This window comes from Paenarthrobacter nicotinovorans (assembly GCF_007670255.1).
Taxonomy (GTDB): Bacteria; Actinomycetota; Actinomycetes; order Actinomycetales; family Micrococcaceae; genus Arthrobacter; species Arthrobacter nicotinovorans_B.
In genome coordinates this window covers 187911-213085 of record NZ_SZVS01000002.1, presented here as the reverse complement: position 1 = coordinate 213085, position 25175 = coordinate 187911, and the positions used below count along the sequence as shown (strand labels likewise).

Here is a 25175-nt window from a genome sequence, read left to right as displayed (position 1 = left end):
AGACTTTGCTGCGCTGTAGAAGTCGGCTCAGGTTCTGCTCCCGCGCGGGAGTACTGTTGTTCCATCATGACGAGCACGCTCCGCACCTTGACAGTCCCCCTCGATGTTGGATCATCCCCCGGGGGGCTGCCGTCGTTTCTGGTGCGGGACGACGTTCTTTGCTGGTCGCGGCGCGAAGCCGGCCTGGTGGGCTACGGCGAACTGACCCGTTTCAATGCCACCGGCCCCGAGCGTTTCCTCGAGGCCGACATCTGGTGGCGGCACCTCATTCTTGAGGCAGAAATCACTGATCATGTGGAACTCCCGGGCACCGGTCCCGTGGCATTTGGCTCCTTCGCTTTCTCCAAGACGTCCCCTCACGTCTCCCGCCTGATCCTCCCGGAACTGGTCATCGGCATCCGCGACGGCCGCGCCTGGGCCACCCAGTTGACGTTCGACGGCGACCCCCTCACCGAAGCGGGCGTCCTCGCCAGCGTGGACCGCTGGCTTTCGGGCAGCAACGGTGAGGAGTCCACCCAAGGAGGGTCCGACGTCGGGCCGTCACCTGAAGCTGTTGCCGCCGATGGTTCGGCCGGTTACCTCAGCCATGGTTCGCTCAGCGAAGCCAACTGGATGAAGGCGGTGGCCGATGGCGTCGAGGAGATCCGCGCGGGCAAGCTGGAGAAGCTGGTATTGGCGCGCGACGTCGTTGCCACCCTGCCGGCCGGCGTCAACGCGGCGGAGGTTCTTCGCCAGCTGGCCGCGAGGTACCGCGAATGCTGGACGTACGGCGTTGACGGCTTGGTTGGCGCGACGCCCGAAATGCTGATCCAGGTGGAGGGCCGGACCGCGCAGGCCCGGGTCCTCGCCGGAACGTTGGACCGTCGGGATGCTGACGGCATGGACGGCTCCCCCATGGAATACGCCGAGCGGGTTTTGGCCGGCTCGGACAAGCAACGGCACGAACATGAGATCGCCATTGATTCGTTGACCCGCCAGCTGGCTCCTTTTTCCGAGGCGATGAACTCCCACAGCGAGCCGTTCATTCTCGAGTTGCCCAATGTGTGGCACTTGGCCTCGGATGTGAAGGCCGAGCTGGCCGATATTGAGGGTCACGTGCCCACCTGCCTGGCATTGATCAACGCGCTGCATCCCACCGCCGCCGTCTGCGGAACTCCCACCCTGGTGGCCGGTGCCTTGATCCGGAAACTCGAGCACCTCGACCGCGGACCGTACGCCGGCCCCGTGGGGTGGCTCGATGCCGCAGGCAACGGAGAGTGGGGCATTGCCTTGCGCGGAGCGGTCATCGAAGATGCCAACACCGTGCGCCTCTACGCGGGGTGCGGAATCGTCGAGGGTTCGCAGCCGGAGGCGGAATTGGCCGAGACCTGGGCCAAGTTCCGGCCGATGCTGGAGGCGTTGGGCATCAAGCGCTGAATCTGGGATTCCAGACAGAGCTTCTGTTGCGGTGGTTGATAAGCGCGTAAACTGGTTATCTAATAGTGAAACTTCGTTTCCTGTGATGCACATCTCATGTTCGGGGCTACACTAAAACCGACTCAGTTCAGCATCCACCGCAACAAAAGGTAAAACACATGCAGATCTCCCGTTCGGTTCTGTCCGGCACCAAGATTGCCGCCGTGCTCGCAGCCGGCGCATTGGCCCTCACCGCCTGTGGTGGTTCCTCCACCCCCGCGGCCTCCGATGGCTCGGGCCTGAAGCTCATCAACGCCGGCAAGCTGACTGTATGCTCGGATGTCCCCTACGAGCCCTTCGAATTCCAGAAGGACGGCAAGATTGTCGGCTTCGACATGGACATCGCTGCAGAGATTGCCAAGGACATCAAGGCAGAACTCAACGTGGTGGACAGCTCCTTCGAGGCCATCGAGACCGGCACCGCACTGACCGGCTGCGACGTCTCCATCTCCTCGATCTCCATCACGGACGTCCGCAAGAACGTCATGGACTTCTCCAACCCGTACCTGGACGATGACCTGACCCTCGTGGCCACCTCCTCCTCGGGCATCAACAACATCGACGGTGCCAAGGGCAAGAAGGTCGGCGTCCAGCAGGCGACCACGGGTGCCCAGTACGCCAAGGACAAGGGCATCGACGCGCAGCAGTTCGAGGACTCCGGCTTGCTGGTCCAGGCCCTCAAGGCCGGCACCATCGACGCCGCCATCGGCAACCAGTCCGTTCTTGGCTACGCCATCAAGGACGATTCGAACCTGAAGCGCGTTGAGGACTACGCGACGGGTGAGAAGCTGGGCATCGCCATCAAGAAGGGCAACACCGCCATGGCAGACGCCGTGAACGGCACCCTGAAGCGCATCACTGACGACGGCTCCCTGAAGAAGTTCCAGACCACCTGGTTCGGCGAAGCCACCAAGTAGTCCGAGCCCCGGCTCTCCCGAGATCCACGCAGGCGGGCCCCGAAACGATACGTTGTTTCGGGGCCCGGCTGCGCAACATGAATGTGAGAACACCATGGCAATGACTGCACGTCAACGAGCCAAAGTCAGTTTGTACGTCCAGGCGGGCATCTTCGTTGTGGTCCTGGCCGCAGTGATCCTTGCCGTGGACTGGAAGACGATCGGTAACAGCGTCTTCAATTTCGCCAAGATCGGCCCGATGTTCCCGGACATTTTCCTGGTGGGCCTCAAGAACACCCTCATCTACACAGCGCTGGCCTTCGTGGTGGGCTTGTCCGGCGGCCTCCTGCTCGCGTTGATGAAGCTCTCCTCCTTCCCGCTGTACCGCTGGATCGCCACCGGCTACATCGAGTTCTTCCGTGGCGTCCCTGCCCTACTGGTCTTCATTGCCTTCGGCTACGGTGTCCCGCTGGCCTTCGGTGTCCAGTGGGACGTCAACGTGGTGGTCATGGTTTCGTTGGGCATGGTGGCTTCGGCCTACATCGCTGAAACCCTCCGCGCAGGCCTGCAGGCCGTGCCCAAGGGACAGATGGAAGCAGCCCGTTCGCTGGGCATGCCGCACTGGCGGGCGATGGTTTCGATCGTCATTCCGCAGGCGTTCAAGATCGTCCTTCCCCCGCTGACCAACGAGATCATCCTGCTCACCAAGGACTCCTCGCTGATCTACGTCCTGGGCCTTACGGCTTCCCAGTACGAGCTCACCAAGTTCGGCCGTGACGGCATCTCGAGCCTCGGTGCAGGACTTACCCCCTTGCTCGTGGCTGGTGCTTTCTACTTGGTCATCACCATCCCGTTGAGCCTCCTTGCAAGGAAGTTCGAAAGCCGCTCCGCGCGGACCAAGCGATAGGCAGGACAGTCATGAACAACTCCACTGGGAGCACGGCCGCCGTTCGCGCCGCCGGCGTCGACATCAAGGACCTCCGCAAGTCCTACGGCAGCAACGAGGTCCTCAAGGGCATTTCACTGACCGTGGAACCGGGCCAGGTAGTCTGCCTGATCGGCCCGTCGGGCTCCGGCAAGTCCACCCTCCTGCGCTGCGTCAATCTGCTGGAACACCCCAACGCCGGCACCATCAACGTTGGCGAATTCGAGGCCACCGATCCCGACGTCGACCTCAACAAGATGCGCCAAAGCGTCGGAATGGTTTTCCAGCACTTCAACCTGTTCCCGCACCTGAGCGTGCTGGACAACTGCACCATCTCGCAGATGAAGGTGCTCAAGCGGTCCAAGTCCGAAGCCGGCGAGGTAGCACGCCACAATCTGGAACGCGTCGGCCTGGGACACTTGGCGGACCGTTTCCCGGACCAGCTCTCCGGTGGCCAGCAGCAGCGCGTGGCCATCGCGCGGGCGCTGTCCATGGACCCCAAGCTCATGCTTTTCGATGAGCCCACCTCCGCGCTGGACCCTGAAACCGTGGGCGACGTCCTCGCCGTCATGCGGAAGCTGGCCCAGGAAGGTATGACCATGCTGGTGGTCACCCACGAAATGGGCTTCGCCCGGGAAGTGGCCGACCGCGTCGTCTTCATGGATGCCGGCGTTGTCGTGGAGGAAGGCCCGGCCGAGCAGGTCATCAGCGCCCCCACCCAGCCCCGTACCAAGGAATTCCTGCGCCGCGTCCTTGACCCGACGCACATCAGCGTCGAGGAAGCGTAAGTCTTCCGGCTCGACGAGAGGCGGGCGGCACCCCACAAGGGTGCCGCCCGCCTTCCGTTTCCCACGCTCTCTCACATCCCCCCCGGCTTACCCCCGACGCTCGCTCACATCCCGGCGGAAAATGGTTCAACCGGCTGTCAAAACCTGGCCAACGGCCGCGCTGATCGCTTCCTTGATCCGGGCATGAAGTCCACGCAGCCCTGCCCGGTCCACGCGCACTTCCACAATGGTGCGGCCCTTCAGCGGCGCCCTAAGTGCGTCGGCGAGTTCCGCCGTCGTACTTACCGCTTGGTGCCCGACGCCGTACGCCGCCGCGAGTGCCGCAATGTCCACTGAGTGCGGCGTGCCAAAGAAGCGTTCGACGGCGGTGCCGTACGCGCCCGAGTCTTCCACCGCGCCGTGTTCGAGAAGGCTGAAGATAGCTCCCCCGGAGTCGTTGAGCACCACGATGCGGAGATCCGGGGTTGGTTCGCCATGGCCCAGGAGCAGTCCACCGGCGTCGTGCAGGAAGGTGACATCGCCCAGCAGGACGGTAGTTTCGCGTCCGCTGCCCAGTGCGATTCCCGTGGCCGTGGCGATGGTGCCATCGATGCCGGCGAGGCCGCGGTTGGCGTAGACGGTGGCGATGGGTTCGTGGTGCGGTTGGCCGGCGAGGTCGACGTCCCGGATGCCGTTGGAGGAGCCCAGCACCAGTCCCCCGCGCGAATGTTCCCACACGGCTGCGCCCACGGAGGGACCGTTTGCCGCGCGCTCCCCCGCGAGGACTCCGTCCAGGGCGTGTTGGGCAGCGGCCCCGGCAAGAAGCCAGGAATCCAGCCATTCCGCGGATCCACGGCCTGCAAAATCCGCCAGTTCCGGGAGCGTCTCCACGGGTGTTTCCCGGCGGCGACCGGCCTCATACCAAGCGACCGGCACGGGCTGGTAGATCGCGGATTCCACGGATTCGCGGGCCAGAAGTGCTGCAACAGGGCGTGACAGCGTGGCCCGCCCGAAGAGGACCACGCGTTCGATTCGGTTTGGCGAATCCGGGCCAAAGTGCTCCAGCAACACCCTGTATGGGCCCACGGCGTTGGGTCCGAAGCGTGCATTCGAGGACGGTTCCGCCAGCAACGGAAGGCCGTGCGCGCGGGCAAAGGCTTCGGCTACGGGACCGGCGTCGTGGCCTGCGAGGACCACGGTACGTCTCTCGGGGAGGTCGCTGGGTGCTGCCGGAAGGTCCAAAGCCTGGGGGCCGGCGTCGTAATGAAACACGCCGTGTCCTTGTGCGTCCGGCAGGGCGTCTCCCGCCCCGGGGATCAGCGGATCGCGGAACGCCAGGTTCACTTGGACGGGCCCGGGCGGAGTATCCTCGAGCGCGCCCGTGGCGGCGTAAAGTGCGGTGGCCACGGCTTTCTGCGGATTCTCCCCCGCGGCGACGTCGACGGCGAAGCGAACGTGCTCGCCGAAAAGGTCCAGTTGGATGGTGGTCTGGTTCGCCCCGGTACCGTGGAGTTCTTCGGGGCGGTCCGCCGAAATGACGACTACCGGAACGGCCGAATGGTTTGCTTCCATCACAGCGGGCAGCAGGTTTCCCACCGCCGTGCCGGAGGTCGTCAGGACGGCGACGGGAGCCTCCGAGGAGAGAGCCAGGCCGAGCGCCGTGAATCCCGCGTCGCGTTCGTCGATCCGGACGTGGAGCCGGATCCGGCCGGCTGCTTCCGCTTCAGCGAGCGCATACGCCATCGGTGCGGACCGCGAACCCGGCGCCACCACGGCGTGCCGCACGCCGCCGTCGAGCAGTGCAGTTACGGCGATCCGGGCGGCGGCGACGGATGTCAGAGAGTCCTGGGAAGTCACCGTTCCAGTCTATGGGTGCCCGTCACTTCCCAACGCTCGCTCACATCCCCCACCTTCCGGCCAACCCTCACGCACATCCCCCCACCTTCCGGCCAACCCTCACGCACATCCCCGCTGTCACGGCTCTTCGACGTCGATCACGACCTCGTTGTGGCGAAGGAACCATGGTTTGAAGGGAGGATCGAAACGTGCGAACCGCGGAGCCCCTACAGGCGACAGGCCAGCCAACCGGAGGGCCTCAAGCAGCGCAACACTATGACGTTGAAACGCTGTAGCTGATCCACTCCCAGAGAACCGGGCGACAGCCGTCAAGGACCCTGGTACCTCGCGGATTTTGACCCTGGGTTCGTCAGGGACAGGGGCGCTATCTACTGTCACTCCAGGCGGCAGGACGAAAGCCACGACGTAGTCTTCGTCTTCGCCTCTCGGGATAGGACCGCTCAGCAGAACGGGCGCCGTCATGACCATTTCCTCGGATGATGCGTTCTCTTGCAGAACGGGCGCGGTCATTGACAGCTTCTGCCGGGCCTTGTTACTGCCGCTGATGTAGTTGAAGAGGGAGCGGAAGGCCTCGTTTGCCGCGCGATCAAACGCGGCATGCACTTGCACCTCCGCGAGAACATGCGCCGGATACCGGCGCAGTTCGAAGTGAGGATAGCGCTTGACCAGATCATACGGCTGCTGTTCAGTCATGGTGGGATTGACCCTACGCCGGTGTCGCGCCGCCCGCCAGAGTCCGGGAACGTGAGCGAGCGTCAAGCCCAAACACGCGGAACGTGAGCGAGCGTCAAGCCCAAACACGCGGAACGTGAGCGAGCATCAGGCCCAAACGCGCGGAATGTGAGCGAGCGTCCAGCCCAAACACCGGGAATGTGAGCGAGCGTCACGCCCAAACACCGGGGATGTGAGCGAGCGTCAGGAGCGCAGAAGCGCTCCCCTATCTCCACGAGATAAGGGAGCGCTTCTGCGGATCAGTTACTTACGGAACACCTGCACGATGGACGGGCGGGGTGCCCGCACCGCGCCAGGCGCAGGAGTAGCTCCGGCAGGCACGTAATCCGGGAAGTACGAGTGGGGCGCGTCGAACGTGCCTTCTTCGCCCGGGTGCTGGACGGCGACGAACACCGTGCGCTCCTCATCGTGGACGATCGGACCACAGGTCTCGGCATCGCGGGGAACAGCCAGGAACTGTTCCACTTTGCCGCGCTCCGGGCCTTCGAGGGTGACCTTGAACAGACCATCGTTGTAACCGATGGTTGACGGAGCACCGTCCGTGGAGATCCAGAGGTTGCCCACGGAGTCGAAAGCCACGTTGTCCGGGCAGGAAATCGGCGAGACCTTGTCGGCCGGGAACCCCGAGAAGTACGTGGAGCTGTTCTTGGACGGGTCGCCTGCAACCAGCAGGAGGGTCCAGTTGAACTTGGTCCCGGTCTGGCCCGGGGCCTCGGTGATTTCCACGATGTGGCCGTCCCGGTTCAGAGTGCGCGGGTTGACCTCCGTCGCGCCTTCCTTGCCGGCCTTGCCACGGTCAGAGTTGTTGGTGCAGGCCACGTAGATCTTGCCGGTGAGCAGGCTGGGCTGGACGTCTTCGCACCGGTCCATCTTGGTAGGGCCAACCTTGTCGGCGGCCAGACGGGTGTAGACAAGAACTTCAGCCACGGACATCCCCGGAACGGCGGACGCTCCGCCAACCACCAGGGGCAGCCACTCGCCCGAACCGTCAAATGCTCCGTCGGCGGGAAGCTTGCCGCTGCCGTCGATCTCGGCGGCAGGCGAGTCGCCAGTGAAGCGGGCAACGTACAGGTCACCTTCGGAGAGCAGGCTCATGTTGTTCTTGCGAGCTGCCTTGGAGTCGCCGGGCTTGTACTTGCCCTTGGAGACGAACTTATAAAGGTAATCGAAGCGCTCGTCGTCACCCATGTAGGCCACAACGCGGCCATCCGGGGCAAGAATGACGTTGGCGCCCTCGTGCTTGAAACGCCCCATGGCGGAGTGTTTCTTGGGTGTGGAAGTGGGGTCGAACGGATCGACTTCCACGATCCAGCCAAAGCGGTTGCTTTCGTTGGCGTATCCGGAGTTGCGGGTATCGAAGCGGGGTTCGTCGAGCTCCCACTGGCGGGTGGTCGGCTTCGACGAGAGACCGTAGCGCTTGTCTGCGTCGCTGGTTCCGGGAGCGGCAAAGTATCCGTTGAAGTTTTCCTCACCGGAAAGGATGGTGCCCCAAGGAGTGGTGCCACCCGAGCAGTTGCCCAAGGTCCCCTTGATCCAGCGGCCCGCGGGGTCATCGATGGTCTTGACCAAGTTGGTGCCTGCAGCCGGACCGGTCAGTTCATAGACCGTGTCGGTGAGGAAACGCCGGTTCAGGGCAGCACCTTGGACGTAGCTCCACGGCTTGTTCTTGTTTTTGCGCTCCAGCTCTACAACTGCAAGGCCATGTGCGGCGCGGCCAATGGCGCGTGCTTCGGCTGCATCGAAGCCAACCGGCAGCATGATGTTCTCGTTGGTGTACTCGTGGTTGGTGAAGAGCACGGCACGGCGATCCTTGGAATCGGGGATCGGCAGGATGTCGGTGTAGTCGTTGTTGTAGCCGAACTGGCGTGCCTGGGCAGCGGCCGTCTGCTTGGTGATGTCGAACGCGGGCGAGTCCGCAAACAGCGGGTCACCCCAGCGGATGATGGGGTTCCAGTCGAAGCCTTCAGGAACGGTGAAGGCATCGACGGCGGCGTCAACAGGCTTGATGGCCGTGAACTGGAGCTTGGACTTGTCGAAGCCCTTCTTTGCAGCGTCAGACAGTCCGTTACCGGCATCGGCGACGGCGGAATCGGTACCGGTAACGGCACCTCCAAGAACGACGGCGAGCGCACCTGCCGCGCCCAGGCCCAGGGCCGCGCGGCGGGACATCGCCGTGGAGGCAATATCGCGGAAGTAGCCGTTGGTGCTGGTGTTGCAGACATCGCCTGCGCAGGCGTTGTCGCACTTGAGCGCACACGTCACTGCACTGCGCTTGCCCTTGGTGTGGCCGAGCATGGGCAGCAGCGGGAACTTGCGGCCGGTGGTTTCAGACATGGGGGACCTTCCAGAGTGTGTACGAGGATCCCGACGAGCCTTTCAGCGCAATCCAACGCTGAGAGGTCTGCCCGGTTAAGACCCGGTGAACAACCCGTGCTGGTCCGTGGCCAAGACGGCGTGGACGCGCCGGAGCCGGTCCAGCCACCAATCCCGGCGTTCCCCGGAGGCCGCGAACTGCTCCAGCAGCCCGGCGTCGGCGCTGACCTCCCGCAACCGGATGGCGCCGTCGTCGGCTACCAGCGGATCCCGGGTGATGTCCGATGCAAAGAGCGAAACTGTGCCCAGGCCGCAAGCGTATGGCAACGCGGGAAGCGCGGCCGCGAGCGCAAGGCCTCCACGGATACCCACGGAGGTGTCCAAGGCGGAACTGACGACGGCGGGCAGCCCGGATTGTTCGACGATGGCCAAGGCCCGCCGCACTCCTCCGAGGGGCGCCACCTTGACCACGATGAGGTCGGCGGCTCCAGCGCGTGCCACGCGCAAGGGGTCATCTTCCTTGCGCACACTCTCATCTGCGGCAATGCGGACAGGGGTCGCTGTGGAAGATACCCGCCGCCGCACCTCAGCCAATCCATCAATGGTGGGAACAGGTTGTTCGGCGTATTCAAGCCCGTATGGAGCGAGCGCCCCGAGTGCTTCAACGGCCTGCTCCACATCCCAGCCACCGTTGGCGTCGACCCTGATCGCGGCCTCAGGAAGGGCCCGTCGGACGGCTGCCACTCGCGCGAGGTCATCGGACAGCTGTTGTCCCTTTTCAGCGACTTTGATTTTGACAGCATCCACGCGCCCGAACCTGCCCAGGACGTCGGGAACGCGATCAGCAGAAACTGCCGGCACCGTCGCATTAACCGGAACCTCGGCGCGCAGAGGTTCCGGGAACCCCAGCCAGCCCGCCTCCAAGGCGGCCGCCAACCAGCGGGAGGATTCGTCGTCGTCGTATTCCGGGAACGGACAGAATTCTCCCCACCCCAGCGGCCCGCGCAACAGGAGAGTCTCGCGCTCCATGATGCCCCGGAACTTCACGCGCATAGGCAACGAGACCACGTAAGCGGAATCAAGGAGTTCTTCAAGCTCAGGGAGGCGTTCAGGCATAGTGCCACTGTACCGGCGGCCTTTGACGCCCCTGCGAAGGGAAGTGCCCTATGTGGAAAACTACTCCGACCAGTATTTGCGCACTTCGTCCCGTGCCCGGGCCAGAGGCCCGGCAGGCACGAGTAGGGAGCCCTCCGGCAACCCCGCATCATCCCACTTTGCAACGATCTGCAGGTCACCTTCGGCAGGCAACGGCCACAACCAGTACTGGGCAGCTCCCTGGGCCTGCTCGGAACTCGCGCTGCTCCCACCGCCTTCCTGCTGCACCAGGACAGGCCCCGGAGTGTCGAGTGGGCCTTCCACCATGGAAGGATCCCCGGCGAAGGCTTTCCGACCGTCGGGCAGCGCTACGCCAAACAGGATTCCCGGTAACCCGGGTCGCTCAAAGCCGCGCTCCATCACTTCCCGCCACCCTGAATCGGACTCTTCGGAGCGCCGCACGGACCACACAAGATCCAGAATGCACCCCGCGGAAAAGACCTCGACCGCTTTCAAAGCCACCACCGCGTTGGGGCCTCGGAGCACAAAACCGCCGGAAGGCACCATGCCCGGCAGTTCGTCCGACGGCGGCCCGGACCATTCCGGCCGGCCCGGCTGCGGTTCACGTAGCCCGGCGGGGGCCTCGGGGAGGTCGTCGAAGAAGCTCATGCTCCATCCATACACCGCCACACAAGCTCTGGGGAAGGTCACCTGACAACCGAGAGGCAGCAACCGCGATATTCTCGAAGTCACAACACGATGTGGGGGAAAACATGAGTCAAGCAATGCCCGGTTCAACAACGCCTCCCGGTTGGTACCCGGACCCGTCATTCCCTCAGCGGATGCGGTGGTGGGACGGTGTGCAGTGGACACCGCATCTGGCGCCAGCCACGGCGCAGACCATGCCTGTCCAGCGCGTTCTCATCAGCAACCAGACGCCGGTGTACAACCCTTTCATTTGGGCTATCACGTTGCTCCCGCTGGTCACGCTCCTCCTGATGCTCTTCTGGCAGCCGGAGTTCCGCCTCATTACAACGCGCCAAGGGACAACCACCGTAGACCCGACGTCGATCTACTCTCCGGGTTATTTTCTGCTCCAGGGCATAGGCTTCGTTACCTACGGGTTGTCGGTTTTCTTCGCGTTTCTCGATCGTCAGCGCCTGGCGAATTCGGGAGTGATCCGCCCGTTCCACTGGGCCTGGTGCTTCCTGAGCCCCATGGTTTACGTCATTGGCCGGACCGTCATCGTCCGAAAGGTAGCCCTGGGCCGTGGCCTCGCCCCAATCTGGGCCATGATCGGAACAATTATTGTGTCCTTCATAGTGGTCGGCATATGGATGGCCAATTTCATGTCACAGATCTATTCGCAGCTTGGCTACTCCGTGAACGCCTAACGCCCAGGGAACTCAATGACTGACGCCTCAGCGCCGGGCCCGCCGCCGAAGCCCAACACGACGCCGACACCTGGCTGGTATGCCGACGCTGCGGATCCACGGTACTACCGTTGGTGGGACGGCACGGCCTGGACCCAACATGTAGGGCCACCCGCTTCGCCGTTACTGAACCAGCGACCACCCATCAGCGCGCAGACCTCGGTCTACAACGCCTTCGTCTGGGTATTCACCGGGCTGCCGTTGCTTCCAGCGGTGCTCGTCCTGGCGTGGAACCCACAGGTCCGTTTCGTGACATCGTCCACAGGCGATCCCGTCCCTGATCCGTCGTCTCTCTTGGACCTCGGCTACTTCCTGACCATTGGGTCCTTGGCGTTTGTCTACGTGGCCTCGGTTGTCCTGGCGTTCTTCGACTACCGGAGCCTGCGAAGCAAAGGAGTGGTTCGGCCATTTCACTGGGCCTGGGCCCTTATGTACATGGGCAGCGTGGTTTACATGATTGGCCGGACAGTGGTGGTCAACAAGGTCGCCCCCGGACGTGGGTGGTGGCCAATGGCTGTACTGATTGCAGGGTGGTTGCTCTACATGGTCCTGGCCAGCCTCAAAAGCATGGAGTTGATGCGCTCCGTCTTCTCGGGCATGGGCTACGCTGCCTAGCCGCCTCCACCCCGCCCTCACACGCGTTAGGTAGACTGCTGACTAAGCGCCAGGAGAGGAAGCCGATGAACCGCAAGGCCACCGCATTGGACGTCGCCAAGAGGGCCGGCGTGTCCCGAAGTGCGGTCTCACTGGTCCTCAATGGGCGCGGCGACGGAAACGTGGCCAAGGAGAGCCAGGACCGCATCCGCTTGGCAGCGCAGGAATTGAACTACTCCCCGAACGCCATCGCCCTTAGCCTGCGGAACCAGCGGTCCCGCGTCATTGGCATCGTCTCTGACGCCGTTGTGGTGAGCCCTTTCGACGGCAACATCATCGGCGGCGCGGACGACGTCGCGCGCAGCCGTGGCTTCGTCACCGTTGTCATGGACACGGAAAGCGATGCCGCCCGCGACGCCAGTGCCATCGAAACCCTCCTGGACCGGCAGGTTGATGGCCTCATGTATGTGACCGTGGGCTTGAAGCCGATCGAGATCCCCCAGGGCATGCTCCGCGTCCCGTCAGTGCTGGCCAACTGCTACGACGAACGCCCCGAACCCCGGCTTCACCACGTCATCCCGGACGAAATCGCCGGCGGCCGCGAAGCCACAGAACACCTCTTGCAACTGGGCCACCGGGACATTGCCCTTGTAGCCGGCGCCGGTGAAGATCCTGCCGCTCCTCTCCGCGTGAAGGGTTTCAAGGACGCCTTTGACCGCGCCGGGGTCAGCGTCAGGGAAGACCGGATTACACACGCAGGCTGGGACATCAACGACGGCTTCACCTGGGCCATGCGCCTGCTCGACGACGTGGGCCCCGGCGATCGGCCAACCGCCATCATGTGCGCGAACGACCGCCTGGCCATAGGCGTCGCGCTGGCGGCGTCCCGCCTGGGCCTCAGTATCCCGGGAGACCTCTCCATCATGGGCTACGACGACGAACACCGCATCGCCAGCACCATGGTCCCCGCCCTCACCACCATGGCCCTGCCGTTGCGCGAGATCGGCCAGGCGGCCATGGCAGCACTCTTGGGCACCATTGAGGGCACAGAAAGTACGACGGCGGCCCCCACCGTCGAGACGCTCGTCCCCTGCCGCTTGGTGGTGCGGGAGTCGACGGGCCCAGCACCTCGCTGAGCCCATCGTTGCGAGGCCCACTCAGCGGGGCAGTGCCAACTCCCACACCTCGGCAGTCGCGCCATCGGGAAGGGTAAGCGTCCACGATTCCCCGGGCGCGGGGTAAGCCCGGACGGTGGTGGCCACTGAACCGGAACGGTACACCTCCACCAGCGAGGCATCGATAAAGATCCGAAGCTCCTCCCCCGCGAGAAGTTCACCTGCATAGACCACCTGGGAACCGGCGCCCAGTTCCAGGGAAACAGCGCCGGAACCGGACACCAGCACCTCGGCAAACCCCGGAACCACCACTGATCCGCTGGCCCCGGAAGCCACTGAAGCGCCCCGGTAAGCCCCGATCTCCGGCGCAGGAGCAACTGCCAGCGCACCGTCAACCACAGAGAGAAGGCGGGGATGCGTCAAAACACCCGACCATCCGGCGTCGTCAATTTCTTCCTGCGTGCGGCCACGGCGGCCGTCGCGTCCGGGGCCTTCGTTGGCCCAACCGAACAGCAAAGCCGAAGCAGAAGAACCATAAGAAAGCTGCACGATCTGCGGTGCGTAGAAGTCGCGGCCAAGGTCGGACTTCCCGCCCGAGACGGGATCAAACACGGGCAGCCCGGTCTCGGGATCGGCCGATAGTGAGCCGATCAGGTGCCCCACACCGTTGGCGTGCTCGTGGTCGTCGCCGGAGAGCCACAGCGAGAACATCATGACCCATGTGGAGCCGCCGGAGGCTACCGGCACCTCCACCAACTGCGGGCACTCCCAAATCTCGGCCGGCGTGTGCTCGGCTGCGACAGAGTTGGCCGTGGTGAGCCAGATCCCTTGGTACTTCCAGTCGTCCAGGGAATCCACCGTGTACAGCAGCAAGGCGGCGCGCCCGTCGGCCAAGCCGGCGCCCTGCATGGCGTAGCGGGATCCGTTGAAGTGGAAGATGAAGGGATCGCGAACAGCGGTCACCAGAGGATCGGAGGGCATGGAGGCGGCGACGTGTCCGTCCTGCTCCCACGTCACCAGGTCGGAGGACCCCCTCGCGATCACTACCTGCGAGTGGCCACCGTGGTCCTGCACGCCGGAGTAGGCGGCAGTTGGTACGCCGTTATCGGAGGTCACCACGCCCGTCCAGCACCCGGCAGAGTCCGGCCCGCCTGCCTGGGGAACAAGTGCCACCGGGTGTTCTTCCCAGCGGACCAGGTCCGGGGAGCTCACATGGCCCCACTGGATCTGGTGATGCCGGGCGGACAACGGGTTGTACTGGAAGAACACGTGGTAGCGGCCGTCGATGAAGCTGACGCCGTTGGGATCGTTGATCCAGCCCTGCGCCGGACGTGGGTGGAACCTCGGGAAGGCAGGGTCCGGGTGCGTCGAGGCAGCCAACAGGGAGTCAGAGAGTACAAGGTCCGTCAACGGAACCCCTTTCAGAGTGAAGAAGAAACTACTTGCCCGTGCCTGCGGTGAGCCCGTCCTGCAGCGCACGCTGACCGAACATGAACACCACCAGCGCGGGAATCATGGAGAGGACAACGCCGGCAAGGACCACGGAGATGCTTCCTGTACCCAGGTTGCCCTGAAGGGAAACCAAGCCCAGCGGCAGCGTGAAGTTCTGCTCCGAGATGGTCATGATGAGCGGCCTGAAGAACTCGTTCCAGTGGAAGTTGAACGCCAGGATGCCCACGATTGCCAGGCCCGGCATGGCCAGCGGCGCATACACGGAACGGAACGTACGCCACGGCGAGGCGCCGTCGATGGCGGCCGCTTCAGCGAGCTCACCCGGCAACCCCAGGAAGTACTGGCGCATCAGGAAGGTGCCGAACGCCGTCGGAATGGCCGGAATGATCAGCGCGAGCAGCGTGTCCGACAATCCAACGCCGCGGATCAGCATGAAGACAGGCACGATCGTCACCTGCGCCGGCACCATCATGGTGGCCAGGACGATGGAGAACAGCGCCCCCCGCCCACGGAAGCGAAGGTGGGCGAAAGCATATCCGGCCAGTGCTGCGGTGATCATCTGACCCACCGCGATCAGCCCGGTCACCAGCGCACTGTTCAACACCAGCGCCACGATGTTGAGCTGTTTGAACACCTGCTCGTAGGAGGTGAGGTCCGGATTGAGCGGCAGGAAGGCGGGCGGCAGCTGGAAGGATTCCGACGGCGGACGCAGCGAGGTGGACAGCGTCCACAACACCGGGCCCAGGACAAAGACGGACGCGATCAGCAAGACGATGACGCGCGCGGCCACTGACCAGTCGCGCTTCTTCCGGGTGACTACGGGCGCCGTGGTGGTGACACGTTCTTGGATGGTGGTCATGGCGGGCCTTACTGGTAGAAGACGAATCGTTTGCTGAGCCGGAACTGAAGGGCGGTGATCCCCATGATGATGAGCGTCAGGATCACGCCGATCGCGGAGGCCTGGCCGAATTCGAGGCGCTGGAACGCGGACTCGAAAATCACCATGACGGCGGTTCGTGTCGAGTCGCCGGGCCCGCCGCGGGTAAGGACGTAGGGCTGGTCGAACACCTGCAATGCGTTGATGATGGCCATCACCGAGGCCACCAGGGTGGTGGGGCTCAGCAGCGGCAGGGTGACGTACCAGTGCTTGCGCCAACCCGTCGCTCCGTCGATGGATGCGGCCTCGTAGGTCTCCACCGGAATCGACGCGAGTCCGCCGATGAACAGCAGGAACGAGAACCCGAAGTTTTGCCACACGTACACAAGAATGACGACGGCGGCGGACCCACCTGGCGTTGTCAGCCACGGAACCGCCGGGATGCCGACGATGGACAACAACCAGTTCACGACGCCGAACTGCTCGTTGAAGAGGTATCGCATGAAGATCGATACCGATGCGGCGGACAGGATCAGCGGGAAGAAGAAGGCCGAACGGAAGAACACCCTCAGCCATGACGGGAGCTTCTCCTGCACCATGATCGCCAGGCCCAAGGCCAGTCCGAGCTGCAGCGCCACGGCCACAATCACGAACACGATGGTGTTCAGGAACGAAACCCGAACGGTCGGATCCTGGACTACCTCGGCGAAATTGTCGAAGCCCACGAACGTCGGCGCCGAGATGATGTCCCAGCGGAAAAAGGCGAGCGCGATCGAGGCCACAATGGGCAGCAACGTGAAGATGCCCATGCCCGCGATGGTTGGTGCGAGGAAGGCCCACGGAAGCCAGCGCTGTTGTACACGGCCCCGCTTGGAATCCTGCGGGGATTTGTGGCCGGCTTGCCTTCCTGTCCGGGCGGGCGCACTGGTGGTTGTGCTCATGGCTGCCTCCTCAAGGCCAGTTCAAGGTCACGCTGCATGGAGTTGAGCGCGTCCTTGAGTTGGCGCTCGTCACCGCTGACAGCCAGGCTTACGTTTTTCATCAGGGCGGTCTCGACGGCGGCCTGCTGGGGTGGCGCCGGTATGGGACCTGTGGTGGGGAAACGGTCCAGGGTGTCGTAGAAGACCTTCCAATGCCGGGGCCCTGTTCCCGCGTAGAGCTGCTCGTTCACCATGGAGCGGCGGGCGGGTGTCGTGTTCGGCGTCGGGAACACGATCCGCATGGCCTCAAGGCTGGAGCTGAATTTCACCCATTCCCAGGCGGCGTCCTTGTCCTTGGCCGTCTTCATGATCGCGTAGCCTGCGGTGCCGAACTGGTGCCGTTGGGACCGCCACTTGGGGAAGAACTGGACATCGAATCCGTCCTCAGTCATCCCCGCCTCATGGAGGCCTTGGACCCAATAGCCGCCGGCCGGCGTCGTACCTATGCGGTTGGAGGCGAAGAGGCCGATCAGCGAGCTTCCGCCGCCTTCCTCGGGACGGACGCCGAGCCCGTCTTTGACGAGTCCGCGGAGGTAGTCGAATGATTCGAAAACCCGGGGATCGTCTGCGTTGGGTTCGAGCCACTGGTAGCCGCCCGAGCGGAGGCCGCGGGAGGGGTCATTGGCATAGAAGCCGTCCCACAACCATTCGCCGCCGCCGGATTTGGTTTCCTTGAGGAAGCTCGTGTCGTTGGCGTAGAGCCACGGGACCACTCCACCGAAGAGCCTGTTGGTCCAGTAGTACGGCGTGAAGTCCTTGGGGTTCGCCTTCTTCATGGCGGCGAGGGTCGCCCGGAAGTCGGTGTGGGTCCAGTCGTCCGCGGGCCGGTCAAGGCCGGCCTGCCGGAGCGCCGTTGTGTTGTAGTACATGTTGGCGGCGTTCCAGTCGATGGGAAGCTGGAACAGGCTGCCTTTGTACATAAAGGCTTCCACCAGGCTCGGGTGGACATCGGCGAAGTACTCCTTCATATGGTCGGCATCGCGACGGAGGTACTCGTCCAACGGGTGGGCAAGCTTCTCGGCGAAAAGCTGGGCTCCTTCCGTTGCCACGTACACGACGTCCGGCGGCGTGCCTGCGGCCACCATTGTGAGGATCTTGGTGAAGAAGTCTTTCCAGTCCACGGCCTGGATGGCCTGGACCTTGACCTTGATCTCCGGGTGGACCTTGGCGAAGGCGTCGATGACCTTCTGGCGGGCTGCGGCATCTGCGGCGGTACCCATGATGGCGATGCTGAGGCTGTTGTCGCCCCGGCCCGGGATATCGGCGCCGGTCAACCGCGGCCACGACGCCGCTGTGAGTCCGACGATTCCGGCGCCGAGGGCTGTGAGGGCACTTCTACGTGTGAATTCGCGCAAAGCCCCATTGGTTCCCGACATGTCATTTTCCTTCCCTAACACGTGTTAGGAACAGTATGCCCGGCACCTAACACGTGTCAAGTGTCACAGAATTGTTGCTTGCGCCTCACTGGACCCCGCCACGCGAGATCCGGGTTCACATGAGGCGTCCAGCGAATTGTGGCAGTCTAGTCAGAATGAGTTCCCAGCAATTCCGCACCAGCGGGAGGCCGAGCAAACGGCCGCTTGAAGCACGCGCCGCAGGCAGTGGCACAGGTTTTCTCTTTTGCTTGGCCACCATCGCCAGCATCGTGGGCCTCGCGGCAACGTACTACTTCTTTGTGCGCACCACGGCCGGCCAGTTCATCGACGAGTCGGCATTGGTCGAAGCCACCGCCCTCAGCGGAACGGCAGGCCGCGCCTCCACCGAGTTCCTCGACATGCTCCCCATGCTTTCCCTGGCGATTGCCACCGTCATGGTGCTCTTCGTGACCGTCGCCCGGCGCCGCTGGAGGGCTGCGGGAATCGCCGTGGCCGCCTGCGTCGCCGCCAACCTGGCCACGCAGATCCTCAAGTTCTTCATCCCGGACCGGCCCGACCGCGGCGTGCAGACCTTGGAACTGAACTCACTGCCTTCAGGTCACACCACCCTTGCCGCCTCCGCCGCGGCAGCTGTGTTCCTCATGGTCTCCCCTCGTTGGCGTCCCCTGGCCGGCTTCCTCGGAAGCACGTTCGCCGTAGCCACCGGCGTCTCCACCCTCATCAACCAGTGGCACCGCCCGGCCGACGTCATTGCCGCCTTCCTGGTGGTGGGCGCCATTATGCTCCCCGCCGGCTGGCTTGTCCTGCGAACCGGAGGCAACTGGAACGTGTGGAAGGGATACGGCGAGCACTGGGCCGCCTCCCGGATCTGGGTGTGGCTTACGGTTGCCGCTTTGCTTGTCGCTTTAATGATCGCCGGCTACTCACTGCTTCAGGTGATGCCCGGACTCAGCGCCGACAGTACCATCGACTACTTCTGGGCAGGCACAGCCTTCATAGCCATCGCTGGATACCTTTCAGCGCTTGGCGGCACATGGCTGTTCGGCCTGGCGGCCCGCAAGAACTAGAGGCTCGACGGCGGCGCACCGCCGCCAGCTTCAGCCCTCCGTTGCGTCGCTGCGCACCCGGCGGGCCTGCTCGCGGATGAAGGCGCGGTCCTCATCCGTCAGCACGGTGGCGCCATGGATATCCACGGCACTGTCATCGCCGGTCTGTCCCTTGATGATGGTCGTCACCGTCCGCGGCACCATCACGCTGCCGGGATTGTCGATGAGCCATTGCTGCGTTTCGGGTGAAAGCTGATTCCAAAATTCCCTGATGTGCATAGTGATCAGCGCTGCCGTTCTTGATTTGGTGGGATAGGGCGGGGACCCTCAATGCACTGCCTCAAACTCGGGAAATTGGCCGGGTCCTCCCCACTAGGCTACGACGGGAAAGGCCGATCCTGACCCGCCGGCGTCCAAGGTTTCCGTGGATTACGTCGACGAATCTTTCCCGGTGCGGTACAGTTACTCCATTCGATGGATAAACAGTGGCCAACTGCAGGAGCTCCCATGTCTTCCACACTGAAAGCCGAGCTGCACGGCGGCGCCCCAACGGTCCCGGCCTCACGTGACCTTGTTGTGGACTTGATCCGGGTAGCCTGCATGTTCGCCGTTGTCGCAGTCCACCTGCTCATGATGGGGATCAACGTGGACGACTCCGGAATCGGCGTGGACAACCCGCTGACTTCCCTCAGCTGGTTCGCCCAGGGCACATGGTTTGGCCAGATCATGCCGCTTTTCTTCGTTGTGGGCGGTTTCGCGTCTCTGACATCATGGCGCAGCCTGCGCCGGAAGGGCGGCGACGCCGGTGATTACCTGCGGAACCGGGTGCTGCGGCTGGTTCGCCCAACGGTCGCCTTGTACGCGTTCCTCGCCGTTGCGTTGTGGAGTGCGACGGCGGCGGGCGTCCCGGGCGATCTGCTCGCCGTGATCGCCGCGGGTGCCGGAGTTCAATTGTGGTTCCTTGCTGCTTACCTGATCTGCCAGGCAATGGTGCCAACTATGGCGAAACTCCACGAGGCCGCACCCTACCGGACCATCGCCGCGCTGGCCGCGGGCGCCGTCGTCGTGGATGTTTTCCGCTTGGCTTTGGAGCACAATCCCTGGGGCTTCGACTCAAACCCGATCGGACTGCTGAACATGGTGTTCGTATGGGGGCTGCTGCAGCAGCTGGGGTTCTTCTACGCCGACGGGTTCTTTGATCGGATTGCGCGGTGGCAGCTGGTTCTAGCTGCAGCTGGTTGCTATGCGTCGCTGGTGCTGTTGACGCATGCGGGACCGTACCCGGTGGACATGCTGACCAGCCAAAACCCGCCCATGTTTCCCCTGATCCTGGTGGGCCTGGCCCATGTGCTGCTGGTGAAGGCCTTCTACCCTGTTCTGCAGCGGTGCGTGCAGCTTGGCTGGGTCCAGAAGGTGATGTACGTGGTAGGCAGCCGGGCCATGACCATCTATCTGTGGCACTTGCCGCTGATCATCGCGATGTTCGGGATTGCGCTGCTGCTGCACCTGCCCTTCCCCGAACCGGCAAGCTTTGACTGGTGGGTCAGCAGGCCCCTCTTCTACGTGGCGGCGTGGGCTTTGGTGTTGCTGGTCTCCATACCCTTGGTCCGTCTTGAGCTCGCAAGCACTGCGCTGGCCCCGGGTGCGTCGCGGCCTTCGATGTGGAGGATCGTGGTTGCAACTGCGTTGGCCATCATTCCGCCGTTCGTGGTGATGCGCACGGCTCTTGGCGCAGTCAACGCTACGTGGGGGTTGGTCCTGCTGGTGCTCGCGGTGGTGCTGGTGACCGGCAAAGTGCCCGGCCGGGCGTGGAAGCGTCCCGCTTCTGCTGAGCGCGTGCTTTCCTGACCTCTTTTCAACGGCTCACAGCCATGAAACAACCTGATGGGGGTGATTTGTGGCTGTTGCGGCTTGAGAGTGGGTCGGGAAGCCACGCGCCTCAGTAGTTGCGGCGGTGCTTCAAGCGCGGAATGGCGACGGCGAACACCGCTGCCGCTGCGAAGCCCAGCACGCCTGTGGCCCAGATACCGGCGGAGAGGGAGACGGCAGCCGTGAGCCCTGACAGCAACACCGGTCCCCCGGTGGCGCCAGAGTCCGCAATGAAGCGCCAGATGCCCAGGAAGTGACTCCGCCCGTTGTCCGGCGAGAAGTCAGCGCCCAATGTCATGATCAGTCCGGAACTGATTCCGTTGCCGAAACCAATCAACAACGCCACCAAGAGCAAGGGGACGAAGCCTGCGGTGAATGGAATCAGGATCAGCGCCGATCCCATGATCACCGTGGATGGTATGGCCACCCATTGCCGCCCCTTCCTGTCCATGAGCTTTCCCGCCGGGTAGAAGACCAGCATGTCGATTGCCCCCGACAAGCCGTACAGCAGTGAAGCGTGGGTGGCGTCGAGACCCAGGTGATCGGCCCACAGCGGGATAACGACCTGCCGTGAAGCACGCAATGCACTCAGCAGCAGGATGCCGAAACCGACACTCAGGAACACCCCTGCATGCGATACCGCGACGCTCCGCAGCGTCGACGCCGGAGGGCGCGGACCGCCGTCGGACGTCTCGGGCGCAACCAAATCCGGGATGGTGAGCGACAAAGCAGCAGCCGCCATCATCCCTGCGAAACCTACCCAGTACGCTCCGCTGATTCCCGCGAACTGCATCACTCCGGCACCGATGAACGGTCCAATGAAGATGCCGATCCTGGTGACGCCGCCTAACGTAGACAAGGCGCGCGCCCGGAAGATGACCGGTACGGCCTCTGTGAGGAACTTCTGCCGGGCAAGGTTGAAGACGCTGGCAGACATGCCCACCAACGTCATGGATGCGGCCAACAGCCACAGTCCGTGGTCGAGCTGCGGGGCAAAAGCGGCTGCGCCAAGCGCCATGGCACCCAAGGCGCCGGCGCCGACGATTGACCATCGTTCGCCGAACTTCTCGGTGATGATCGATGCTGGAATGTTGAAGAACCACGAACCCAGTCCGATGAGCGTCACGATCAACGCCGAAACAGCCACGGATGCGCCCAAGTCCCTTGCCGAAAGCGCAATGACCGGAAGGACCGCCCCTTCACCGATACAGAACAGCAGTGCCGGCCCAAAAGCGGGGAGGGCAACACTGCGGAGGCTGAAGTTCGTGTCTGCTTGGGTGGTGGTCATCCCTTTCATCCTAGGACTTGAGGAAGTGCGCCGTTGCCTTTCGTGGTCAGGCGCGCACCCGTACGTGGGCTGGCCCGCACGCGTACGCGCCAGGCGCACCCTTTCGTGGGCTGGTTCGCGCCCTTACGCGCCCGACGCACCAGGGGTTACTGGGGCGATCGGGGGCAACGGGTGCATGGGTCTGACGCGCGGTTGTTGCGGCTCCGGAGACCGGAGCCGCAACAACTGGATGCGAAGCGGATTTACCGCTCAGCCCTAGCGACGGCTGGCTGCTGCCTTCCGACGACCAAGGGCGGTCAGTACCAGGCCCATGAGGAGCATTGCTCCTGCCCAGAGTACGAAGCTGTTGTTCAGACCAGTTGCAGCCAAGGTCTTGGCGCTTCCGACGGCGGTGGAGGCTGCCGCGGTCACGGAACCTTGGGTAGTAACCAGTGAGTGAACACTGCCCGCGGTCTGGATGGTTCCGCCGGTGAGGCTTCCGTTAGTAGCGCCACTGTTCGTTGCGCCACCCGTTACGGCGCCACCGATGGGCTCATCAACACCGGTTTCTCCACCGGTCGAGGGGCTTCCGGTGATCGGGGTCTCGGTCGGAGGCGTAACTACCGGCGGGGTGACAACGGGAGGCGTAACTACCGGCGGGGTGACAACAGGAGGCGTAACTACCGGAGGGGTGACAACAGGAGGGGTTACGTTGCCGGTAGAACCGCCACCGATGCCTACCGAGGTCGAGCCAATGGTGACAGGAGCGGTGATCGGAACGATCAGCTGTGTACCTGAAAGGAGTCCGTCAGAGCCGGAAGTGCTGGCACCCGGAGTGGTACCGGTTGAGCCACCGGTGGAGCCGGTCGAACCCGACGTAGCCGAGGAATCACCCAACACACCAGCACCGATCGAACCAACGCTCACCGGAGCAGTAATCGGAGCAACAACCTGGGTCCCCGAACCAATGCCGTCAGAACCGGAAGTGGAAGCCCCGGATGAAGCAGGCGCCGTGCCACCGGAAGTGCCGGTCGAACCGGACGTAGCCGAGGAATCACCCAACACACCAGCACCGACCGAACCAACGCTCACCGGCGCAGTAATCGGAGCAACAACCTGCGTCCCCGAACCAATGCCGTCAGAACCGGAAGTGGAAGCACCCGATGAAGCAGGAGCCGTGCCGCCGGACGTACCGGTCGAACCCGAGGTAGCCGAGGAATCCCCCAACACCCCAGCACCGACCGAACCAACGTTCACCGGCGCAGTAATCGGAGCAACAACCTGCGTCCCCGAAGCAACGCCATCAGAACCGGAAGTGGAAGCACCCGATGAAGCAGGAGCCGTGCCGCCGGACGTACCGGTCGAACGCGCTGTAGCCGAGGAATCACCCAGGACGCCCACCGACGTCGAACCAACCGTGATGGGAACCGTCACCGGTGCCACAACTTGGGTTCCCGAGGCGATACCGTCGCCGCCGCCTGTTGTGGCTGTCGGCGTCGAACTTGTTGACCCAGCGGGGGCGGCAGGTGTGGCTGAGCTCGTCGCAGTGGAGCCCCCCAGCAGACCCACTGACGACGAGCCCAGGCTTACGGGCACCGTGACCGGAGCGACAACTTGTGTTCCGGAGCCGATGCCGTTGGAACCGGTGGTGGTGGCGGGCGCTGAACCCGTAGCGGCAGCGGGTGCTGCCGAACTGGTTGCTGCCGAGTCCCCTACCAGGCCCAAAGAAGTTGCGCCGAGGCTGACTGGTGCTGTTACTGGCGCCACCACCTGCGTGCCGGAAAGGAGTCCGTCGCTGCCGCTGGTGGTATCTGCGGCGTTTGCCGCGGTGGCGCTGAGGACAATCATGCCCCCTGCAAAGCAGGTGCCGATCAGGCACTTGCGAATGGTCGTGTTCATGGTGTGTTTCTCCTGAAGATCTAGTTTCCGGAGACGTCCAATCACGGATCGTCTGTCGAGCCGTCTGCCGCTAAAGCTGGTGCAGCAAGGCGGGGAACTAGTCAGGAGATGAGCCGGGGTCGAATGAGACCGGCTTTGGATGTTGTTCATCGCTGGCCGTTGCGAGGCCAGGAAGTGCGTCAGCGGGAATGATCAGTGCGTCGTGAAGAAATGCTGCCGCCGGGTTTGGCGGCCCGTTGGAGGACCCGCCGGAACCACTGCCGGCAAGGCCGGACGGGAGGGCGTCGAAGTCGCCCGGCAGCCCGGACGGGGCCGCAGGATCGGCAACAGGGGAGGATCCGCCAAGCACCGCTGTGATGCCTGTGGGCCCGAAGTTCCGCGTGTTTGCCAGCCACGACGCGTCCACCGAGAGCCCTGCCTCAGAGGACTGTTCGGCTTGAACAGCCAGGCTGCCGGTGGGCTCCGGAGAACTTACGACGCCGGCTGATGGCTCGGTGCCCGCGTCCGGTGAGGCCGGAGCTACTGAAGCATCCGCGCCAGGAATGCCAGGCAGATCGGAATCAGGGACCGTAACCGGAGGCACCACAACAGGTGGAATCGTGATGGGCGGAACCACTGTGTCCAGGGGCGGCAGGACGGTGTCCACGACGCCCACAATGGGTTCCACAACCGGGTTGACTGCGTCCGTCACCGGCTCCAACCGCACCGGTTCCACGAGGGAGTTCACCGGCGGAACCACTACGTTGACGATTTGGTCCACAGGATCGGTGACAGGTGTCACCACGGTGTTCACGATGGTTCCCGCTGTGTTTGCGGGGAGAATTTGGTTGGCTACCGGGACGGCGCCCACTGCATCATCCACCGCGCCGGCCACGTGCTGAACCACGGGAGTGACTGCGGGGACGGGAACGTTGACCTGATCAGCCGGCAGCAACCCTTTGACAGTGGCCGGGAGAGGAACGTTGGGCACCGGGACGGTGATGGAACTGGACGATGTGACACTGTCCAAAAGGTTCTTGTCCGAGCCTGTGTTCGCGTCGGCGGCTGTGGCTGAGAGTGCCATCCAGATTGCGGTGCCTGCGCCCGCGACCATGACAGAGCGGAGAATGCTGGCAGCACGCGGGAAAACGCGTGAACCCCTCATCTCGACACCCCCAGGTAGTCGCGAACCAATGGTCGAATTCATCCTAAGACGGTCTTACGCCATTAGTCCATGCCTGGGAGTAA

The 25175-nt window shown here is 63.7% G+C and carries 22 protein-coding genes; 9 read left to right on the top strand and 13 right to left on the bottom strand.

Annotated features, from left to right (window positions below; translation table 11 throughout):
• The first annotated feature begins 66 nt into the window (after window positions 1-66).
• From FDP28_RS03810 to FDP28_RS03795, 4 genes are all read left to right on the top strand, one after another.
• On the top strand, window positions 67-1416 hold the full coding sequence (locus tag FDP28_RS03810) for an isochorismate synthase (protein ID WP_144659279.1): 1350 nt from the start codon (window positions 67-69) through the stop codon (window positions 1414-1416).
• Between the two features lie 158 nt (window positions 1417-1574).
• Window positions 1575-2372: an ABC transporter substrate-binding protein gene (locus FDP28_RS03805; RefSeq protein WP_018776840.1), complete on the top strand. Its 798-nt coding sequence runs from the start codon at window positions 1575-1577 to the stop codon at window positions 2370-2372.
• A gap of 94 nt (window positions 2373-2466) precedes the next feature.
• Entirely contained in the window at window positions 2467-3258 is a 792-nt protein-coding gene (locus FDP28_RS03800; RefSeq protein WP_144659278.1) for an amino acid ABC transporter permease, read from the top strand.
• An 11-nt stretch (window positions 3259-3269) separates the two neighbouring features.
• Window positions 3270-4064, top strand: a complete 795-nt coding sequence (locus FDP28_RS03795; protein WP_144659277.1) for an amino acid ABC transporter ATP-binding protein — start codon at window positions 3270-3272, stop codon at window positions 4062-4064.
• A gap of 126 nt (window positions 4065-4190) precedes the next feature.
• Here the strand turns inward: FDP28_RS03795 and menD are convergent, their stop codons facing one another.
• The 5 genes from menD to FDP28_RS03770 form a co-directional block, all read right to left on the bottom strand.
• Window positions 4191-5900: a 2-succinyl-5-enolpyruvyl-6-hydroxy-3-cyclohexene-1-carboxylic-acid synthase gene (menD, locus tag FDP28_RS03790; protein ID WP_144659276.1), complete on the bottom strand. Its 1710-nt coding sequence runs from the start codon at window positions 5898-5900 to the stop codon at window positions 4191-4193.
• A 117-nt stretch (window positions 5901-6017) separates the two neighbouring features.
• Window positions 6018-6593, bottom strand: coding sequence for an SOUL family heme-binding protein (locus FDP28_RS03785; RefSeq protein WP_144659275.1), 576 nt, complete (start codon window positions 6591-6593; stop codon window positions 6018-6020).
• A 282-nt stretch (window positions 6594-6875) separates the two neighbouring features.
• Complete coding sequence (locus FDP28_RS03780; RefSeq protein ID WP_144659274.1) at window positions 6876-8966, bottom strand: PhoX family protein; 2091 nt, start codon at window positions 8964-8966, stop codon at window positions 6876-6878.
• Between the two features lie 75 nt (window positions 8967-9041).
• Complete coding sequence (locus FDP28_RS03775; RefSeq protein ID WP_144659273.1) at window positions 9042-10061, bottom strand: o-succinylbenzoate synthase; 1020 nt, start codon at window positions 10059-10061, stop codon at window positions 9042-9044.
• 60 nt (window positions 10062-10121) lie between these two features.
• Window positions 10122-10709, bottom strand: coding sequence for a hypothetical protein (locus tag FDP28_RS03770; protein ID WP_144659272.1), 588 nt, complete (start codon window positions 10707-10709; stop codon window positions 10122-10124).
• A 104-nt stretch (window positions 10710-10813) separates the two neighbouring features.
• Between FDP28_RS03770 and FDP28_RS03765 the strand changes: the two genes are divergently transcribed.
• The 3 genes from FDP28_RS03765 (at window position 10814) to FDP28_RS03755 (ending at window position 13203) form a co-directional block, all read left to right on the top strand.
• A complete protein-coding gene (locus FDP28_RS03765; RefSeq protein WP_144659271.1) occupies window positions 10814-11434 on the top strand; it encodes a DUF2510 domain-containing protein in 621 nt (206 codons plus the stop codon).
• A gap of 15 nt (window positions 11435-11449) precedes the next feature.
• Entirely contained in the window at window positions 11450-12088 is a 639-nt protein-coding gene (locus tag FDP28_RS03760) for a DUF2510 domain-containing protein (protein WP_144659270.1), read from the top strand.
• A 65-nt stretch (window positions 12089-12153) separates the two neighbouring features.
• The gene (locus FDP28_RS03755; protein ID WP_144659269.1) at window positions 12154-13203 is read left to right on the top strand and encodes a LacI family DNA-binding transcriptional regulator; all 1050 of its coding nucleotides are present in this window, start codon (window positions 12154-12156) and stop codon (window positions 13201-13203) included.
• 21 nt (window positions 13204-13224) lie between these two features.
• Here FDP28_RS03755 and FDP28_RS03750 read toward each other — a convergent pair whose 3' ends face one another.
• From FDP28_RS03750 to FDP28_RS03735, 4 genes are read right to left on the bottom strand one after another with little or no spacing between them, the layout of a single operon-like run.
• Entirely contained in the window at window positions 13225-14592 is a 1368-nt protein-coding gene (locus FDP28_RS03750) for a glycoside hydrolase family 32 protein (RefSeq protein WP_144659268.1), read from the bottom strand.
• 28 nt (window positions 14593-14620) lie between these two features.
• A complete protein-coding gene (locus tag FDP28_RS03745; RefSeq protein ID WP_144659267.1) occupies window positions 14621-15493 on the bottom strand; it encodes a carbohydrate ABC transporter permease in 873 nt (290 codons plus the stop codon).
• An 8-nt stretch (window positions 15494-15501) separates the two neighbouring features.
• Window positions 15502-16452, bottom strand: a complete 951-nt coding sequence (locus FDP28_RS03740) for a carbohydrate ABC transporter permease (RefSeq protein WP_144659266.1) — start codon at window positions 16450-16452, stop codon at window positions 15502-15504.
• On the bottom strand, window positions 16449-17867 hold the full coding sequence (locus FDP28_RS03735) for an ABC transporter substrate-binding protein (RefSeq protein WP_144659265.1): 1419 nt from the start codon (window positions 17865-17867) through the stop codon (window positions 16449-16451). The genes FDP28_RS03740 and FDP28_RS03735 overlap by 4 nt, the downstream gene beginning before the upstream one ends.
• A 53-nt stretch (window positions 17868-17920) precedes the next feature.
• Here FDP28_RS03735 and FDP28_RS03730 point away from each other — a divergent pair, with 53 nt between their 5' ends.
• A complete protein-coding gene (locus FDP28_RS03730; RefSeq protein ID WP_144659264.1) occupies window positions 17921-18934 on the top strand; it encodes a phosphatase PAP2 family protein in 1014 nt (337 codons plus the stop codon).
• Window positions 18935-18964: 30 nt separating this feature from the next.
• Here the strand turns inward: FDP28_RS03730 and FDP28_RS03725 are convergent, their stop codons facing one another.
• Complete coding sequence (locus FDP28_RS03725; RefSeq protein WP_144659263.1) at window positions 18965-19192, bottom strand: hypothetical protein; 228 nt, start codon at window positions 19190-19192, stop codon at window positions 18965-18967.
• A gap of 228 nt (window positions 19193-19420) precedes the next feature.
• On the opposite strand from FDP28_RS03725, the gene FDP28_RS03720 reads away from it, so the two are divergent.
• Window positions 19421-20761 carry an acyltransferase family protein gene (locus FDP28_RS03720; protein WP_144659262.1) on the top strand — a complete coding sequence of 447 codons (1341 nt, stop codon included), beginning with the start codon at window positions 19421-19423 and terminating at the stop codon, window positions 20759-20761.
• Between the two features lie 91 nt (window positions 20762-20852).
• On the opposite strand, the gene FDP28_RS03715 is transcribed toward FDP28_RS03720, so the two are convergent.
• From FDP28_RS03715 to FDP28_RS03705, 3 genes are all read right to left on the bottom strand, one after another.
• The gene (locus tag FDP28_RS03715) at window positions 20853-22070 is read right to left on the bottom strand and encodes an MFS transporter (RefSeq protein ID WP_144659261.1); all 1218 of its coding nucleotides are present in this window, start codon (window positions 22068-22070) and stop codon (window positions 20853-20855) included.
• Between the two features lie 255 nt (window positions 22071-22325).
• Entirely contained in the window at window positions 22326-23948 is a 1623-nt protein-coding gene (locus FDP28_RS03710; protein WP_144659260.1) for a cell wall anchor protein, read from the bottom strand.
• 97 nt (window positions 23949-24045) lie between these two features.
• Window positions 24046-25092, bottom strand: coding sequence for a hypothetical protein (locus FDP28_RS03705; RefSeq protein ID WP_144659259.1), 1047 nt, complete (start codon window positions 25090-25092; stop codon window positions 24046-24048).
• Window positions 25093-25175: the final 83 nt, after the last annotated feature.

Excerpts from the sequence above, each read along its gene's own strand:
- FDP28_RS03795 (WP_144659277.1), top strand. The coding sequence starts at position 3,270 with ATGAACAACTCCACTGGGAGCACGGCCGCCGTTCGCGCCGCCGGCGTC.
- FDP28_RS03745 (WP_144659267.1), bottom strand. The coding sequence starts at position 15,493 with ATGACCACCATCCAAGAACGTGTCACCACCACGGCGCCCGTAGTCACC.
- FDP28_RS03735 (WP_144659265.1), bottom strand. The coding sequence starts at position 17,867 with ATGTCGGGAACCAATGGGGCTTTGCGCGAATTCACACGTAGAAGTGCC.
- FDP28_RS03755 (WP_144659269.1), top strand. The coding sequence starts at position 12,154 with ATGAACCGCAAGGCCACCGCATTGGACGTCGCCAAGAGGGCCGGCGTG.
- FDP28_RS03775 (WP_144659273.1), bottom strand. The coding sequence starts at position 10,061 with ATGCCTGAACGCCTCCCTGAGCTTGAAGAACTCCTTGATTCCGCTTAC.
- FDP28_RS03725 (WP_144659263.1), bottom strand. The coding sequence starts at position 19,192 with ATGCACATCAGGGAATTTTGGAATCAGCTTTCACCCGAAACGCAGCAA.
- FDP28_RS03720 (WP_144659262.1), top strand. The coding sequence starts at position 19,421 with ATGTCTTCCACACTGAAAGCCGAGCTGCACGGCGGCGCCCCAACGGTC.
- FDP28_RS03765 (WP_144659271.1), top strand. The coding sequence starts at position 10,814 with ATGAGTCAAGCAATGCCCGGTTCAACAACGCCTCCCGGTTGGTACCCG.
- FDP28_RS03715 (WP_144659261.1), bottom strand. The coding sequence starts at position 22,070 with ATGACCACCACCCAAGCAGACACGAACTTCAGCCTCCGCAGTGTTGCC.
- FDP28_RS03810 (WP_144659279.1), top strand. The coding sequence starts at position 67 with ATGACGAGCACGCTCCGCACCTTGACAGTCCCCCTCGATGTTGGATCA.
- FDP28_RS03800 (WP_144659278.1), top strand. The coding sequence starts at position 2,467 with ATGGCAATGACTGCACGTCAACGAGCCAAAGTCAGTTTGTACGTCCAG.
- FDP28_RS03785 (WP_144659275.1), bottom strand. The coding sequence starts at position 6,593 with ATGACTGAACAGCAGCCGTATGATCTGGTCAAGCGCTATCCTCACTTC.
- FDP28_RS03760 (WP_144659270.1), top strand. The coding sequence starts at position 11,450 with ATGACTGACGCCTCAGCGCCGGGCCCGCCGCCGAAGCCCAACACGACG.
- FDP28_RS03770 (WP_144659272.1), bottom strand. The coding sequence starts at position 10,709 with ATGAGCTTCTTCGACGACCTCCCCGAGGCCCCCGCCGGGCTACGTGAA.
- FDP28_RS03710 (WP_144659260.1), bottom strand. The coding sequence starts at position 23,948 with ATGAACACGACCATTCGCAAGTGCCTGATCGGCACCTGCTTTGCAGGG.
- FDP28_RS03805 (WP_018776840.1), top strand. The coding sequence starts at position 1,575 with ATGCAGATCTCCCGTTCGGTTCTGTCCGGCACCAAGATTGCCGCCGTG.
- FDP28_RS03780 (WP_144659274.1), bottom strand. The coding sequence starts at position 8,966 with ATGTCTGAAACCACCGGCCGCAAGTTCCCGCTGCTGCCCATGCTCGGC.
- FDP28_RS03705 (WP_144659259.1), bottom strand. The coding sequence starts at position 25,092 with ATGAGGGGTTCACGCGTTTTCCCGCGTGCTGCCAGCATTCTCCGCTCT.
- FDP28_RS03740 (WP_144659266.1), bottom strand. The coding sequence starts at position 16,452 with ATGAGCACAACCACCAGTGCGCCCGCCCGGACAGGAAGGCAAGCCGGC.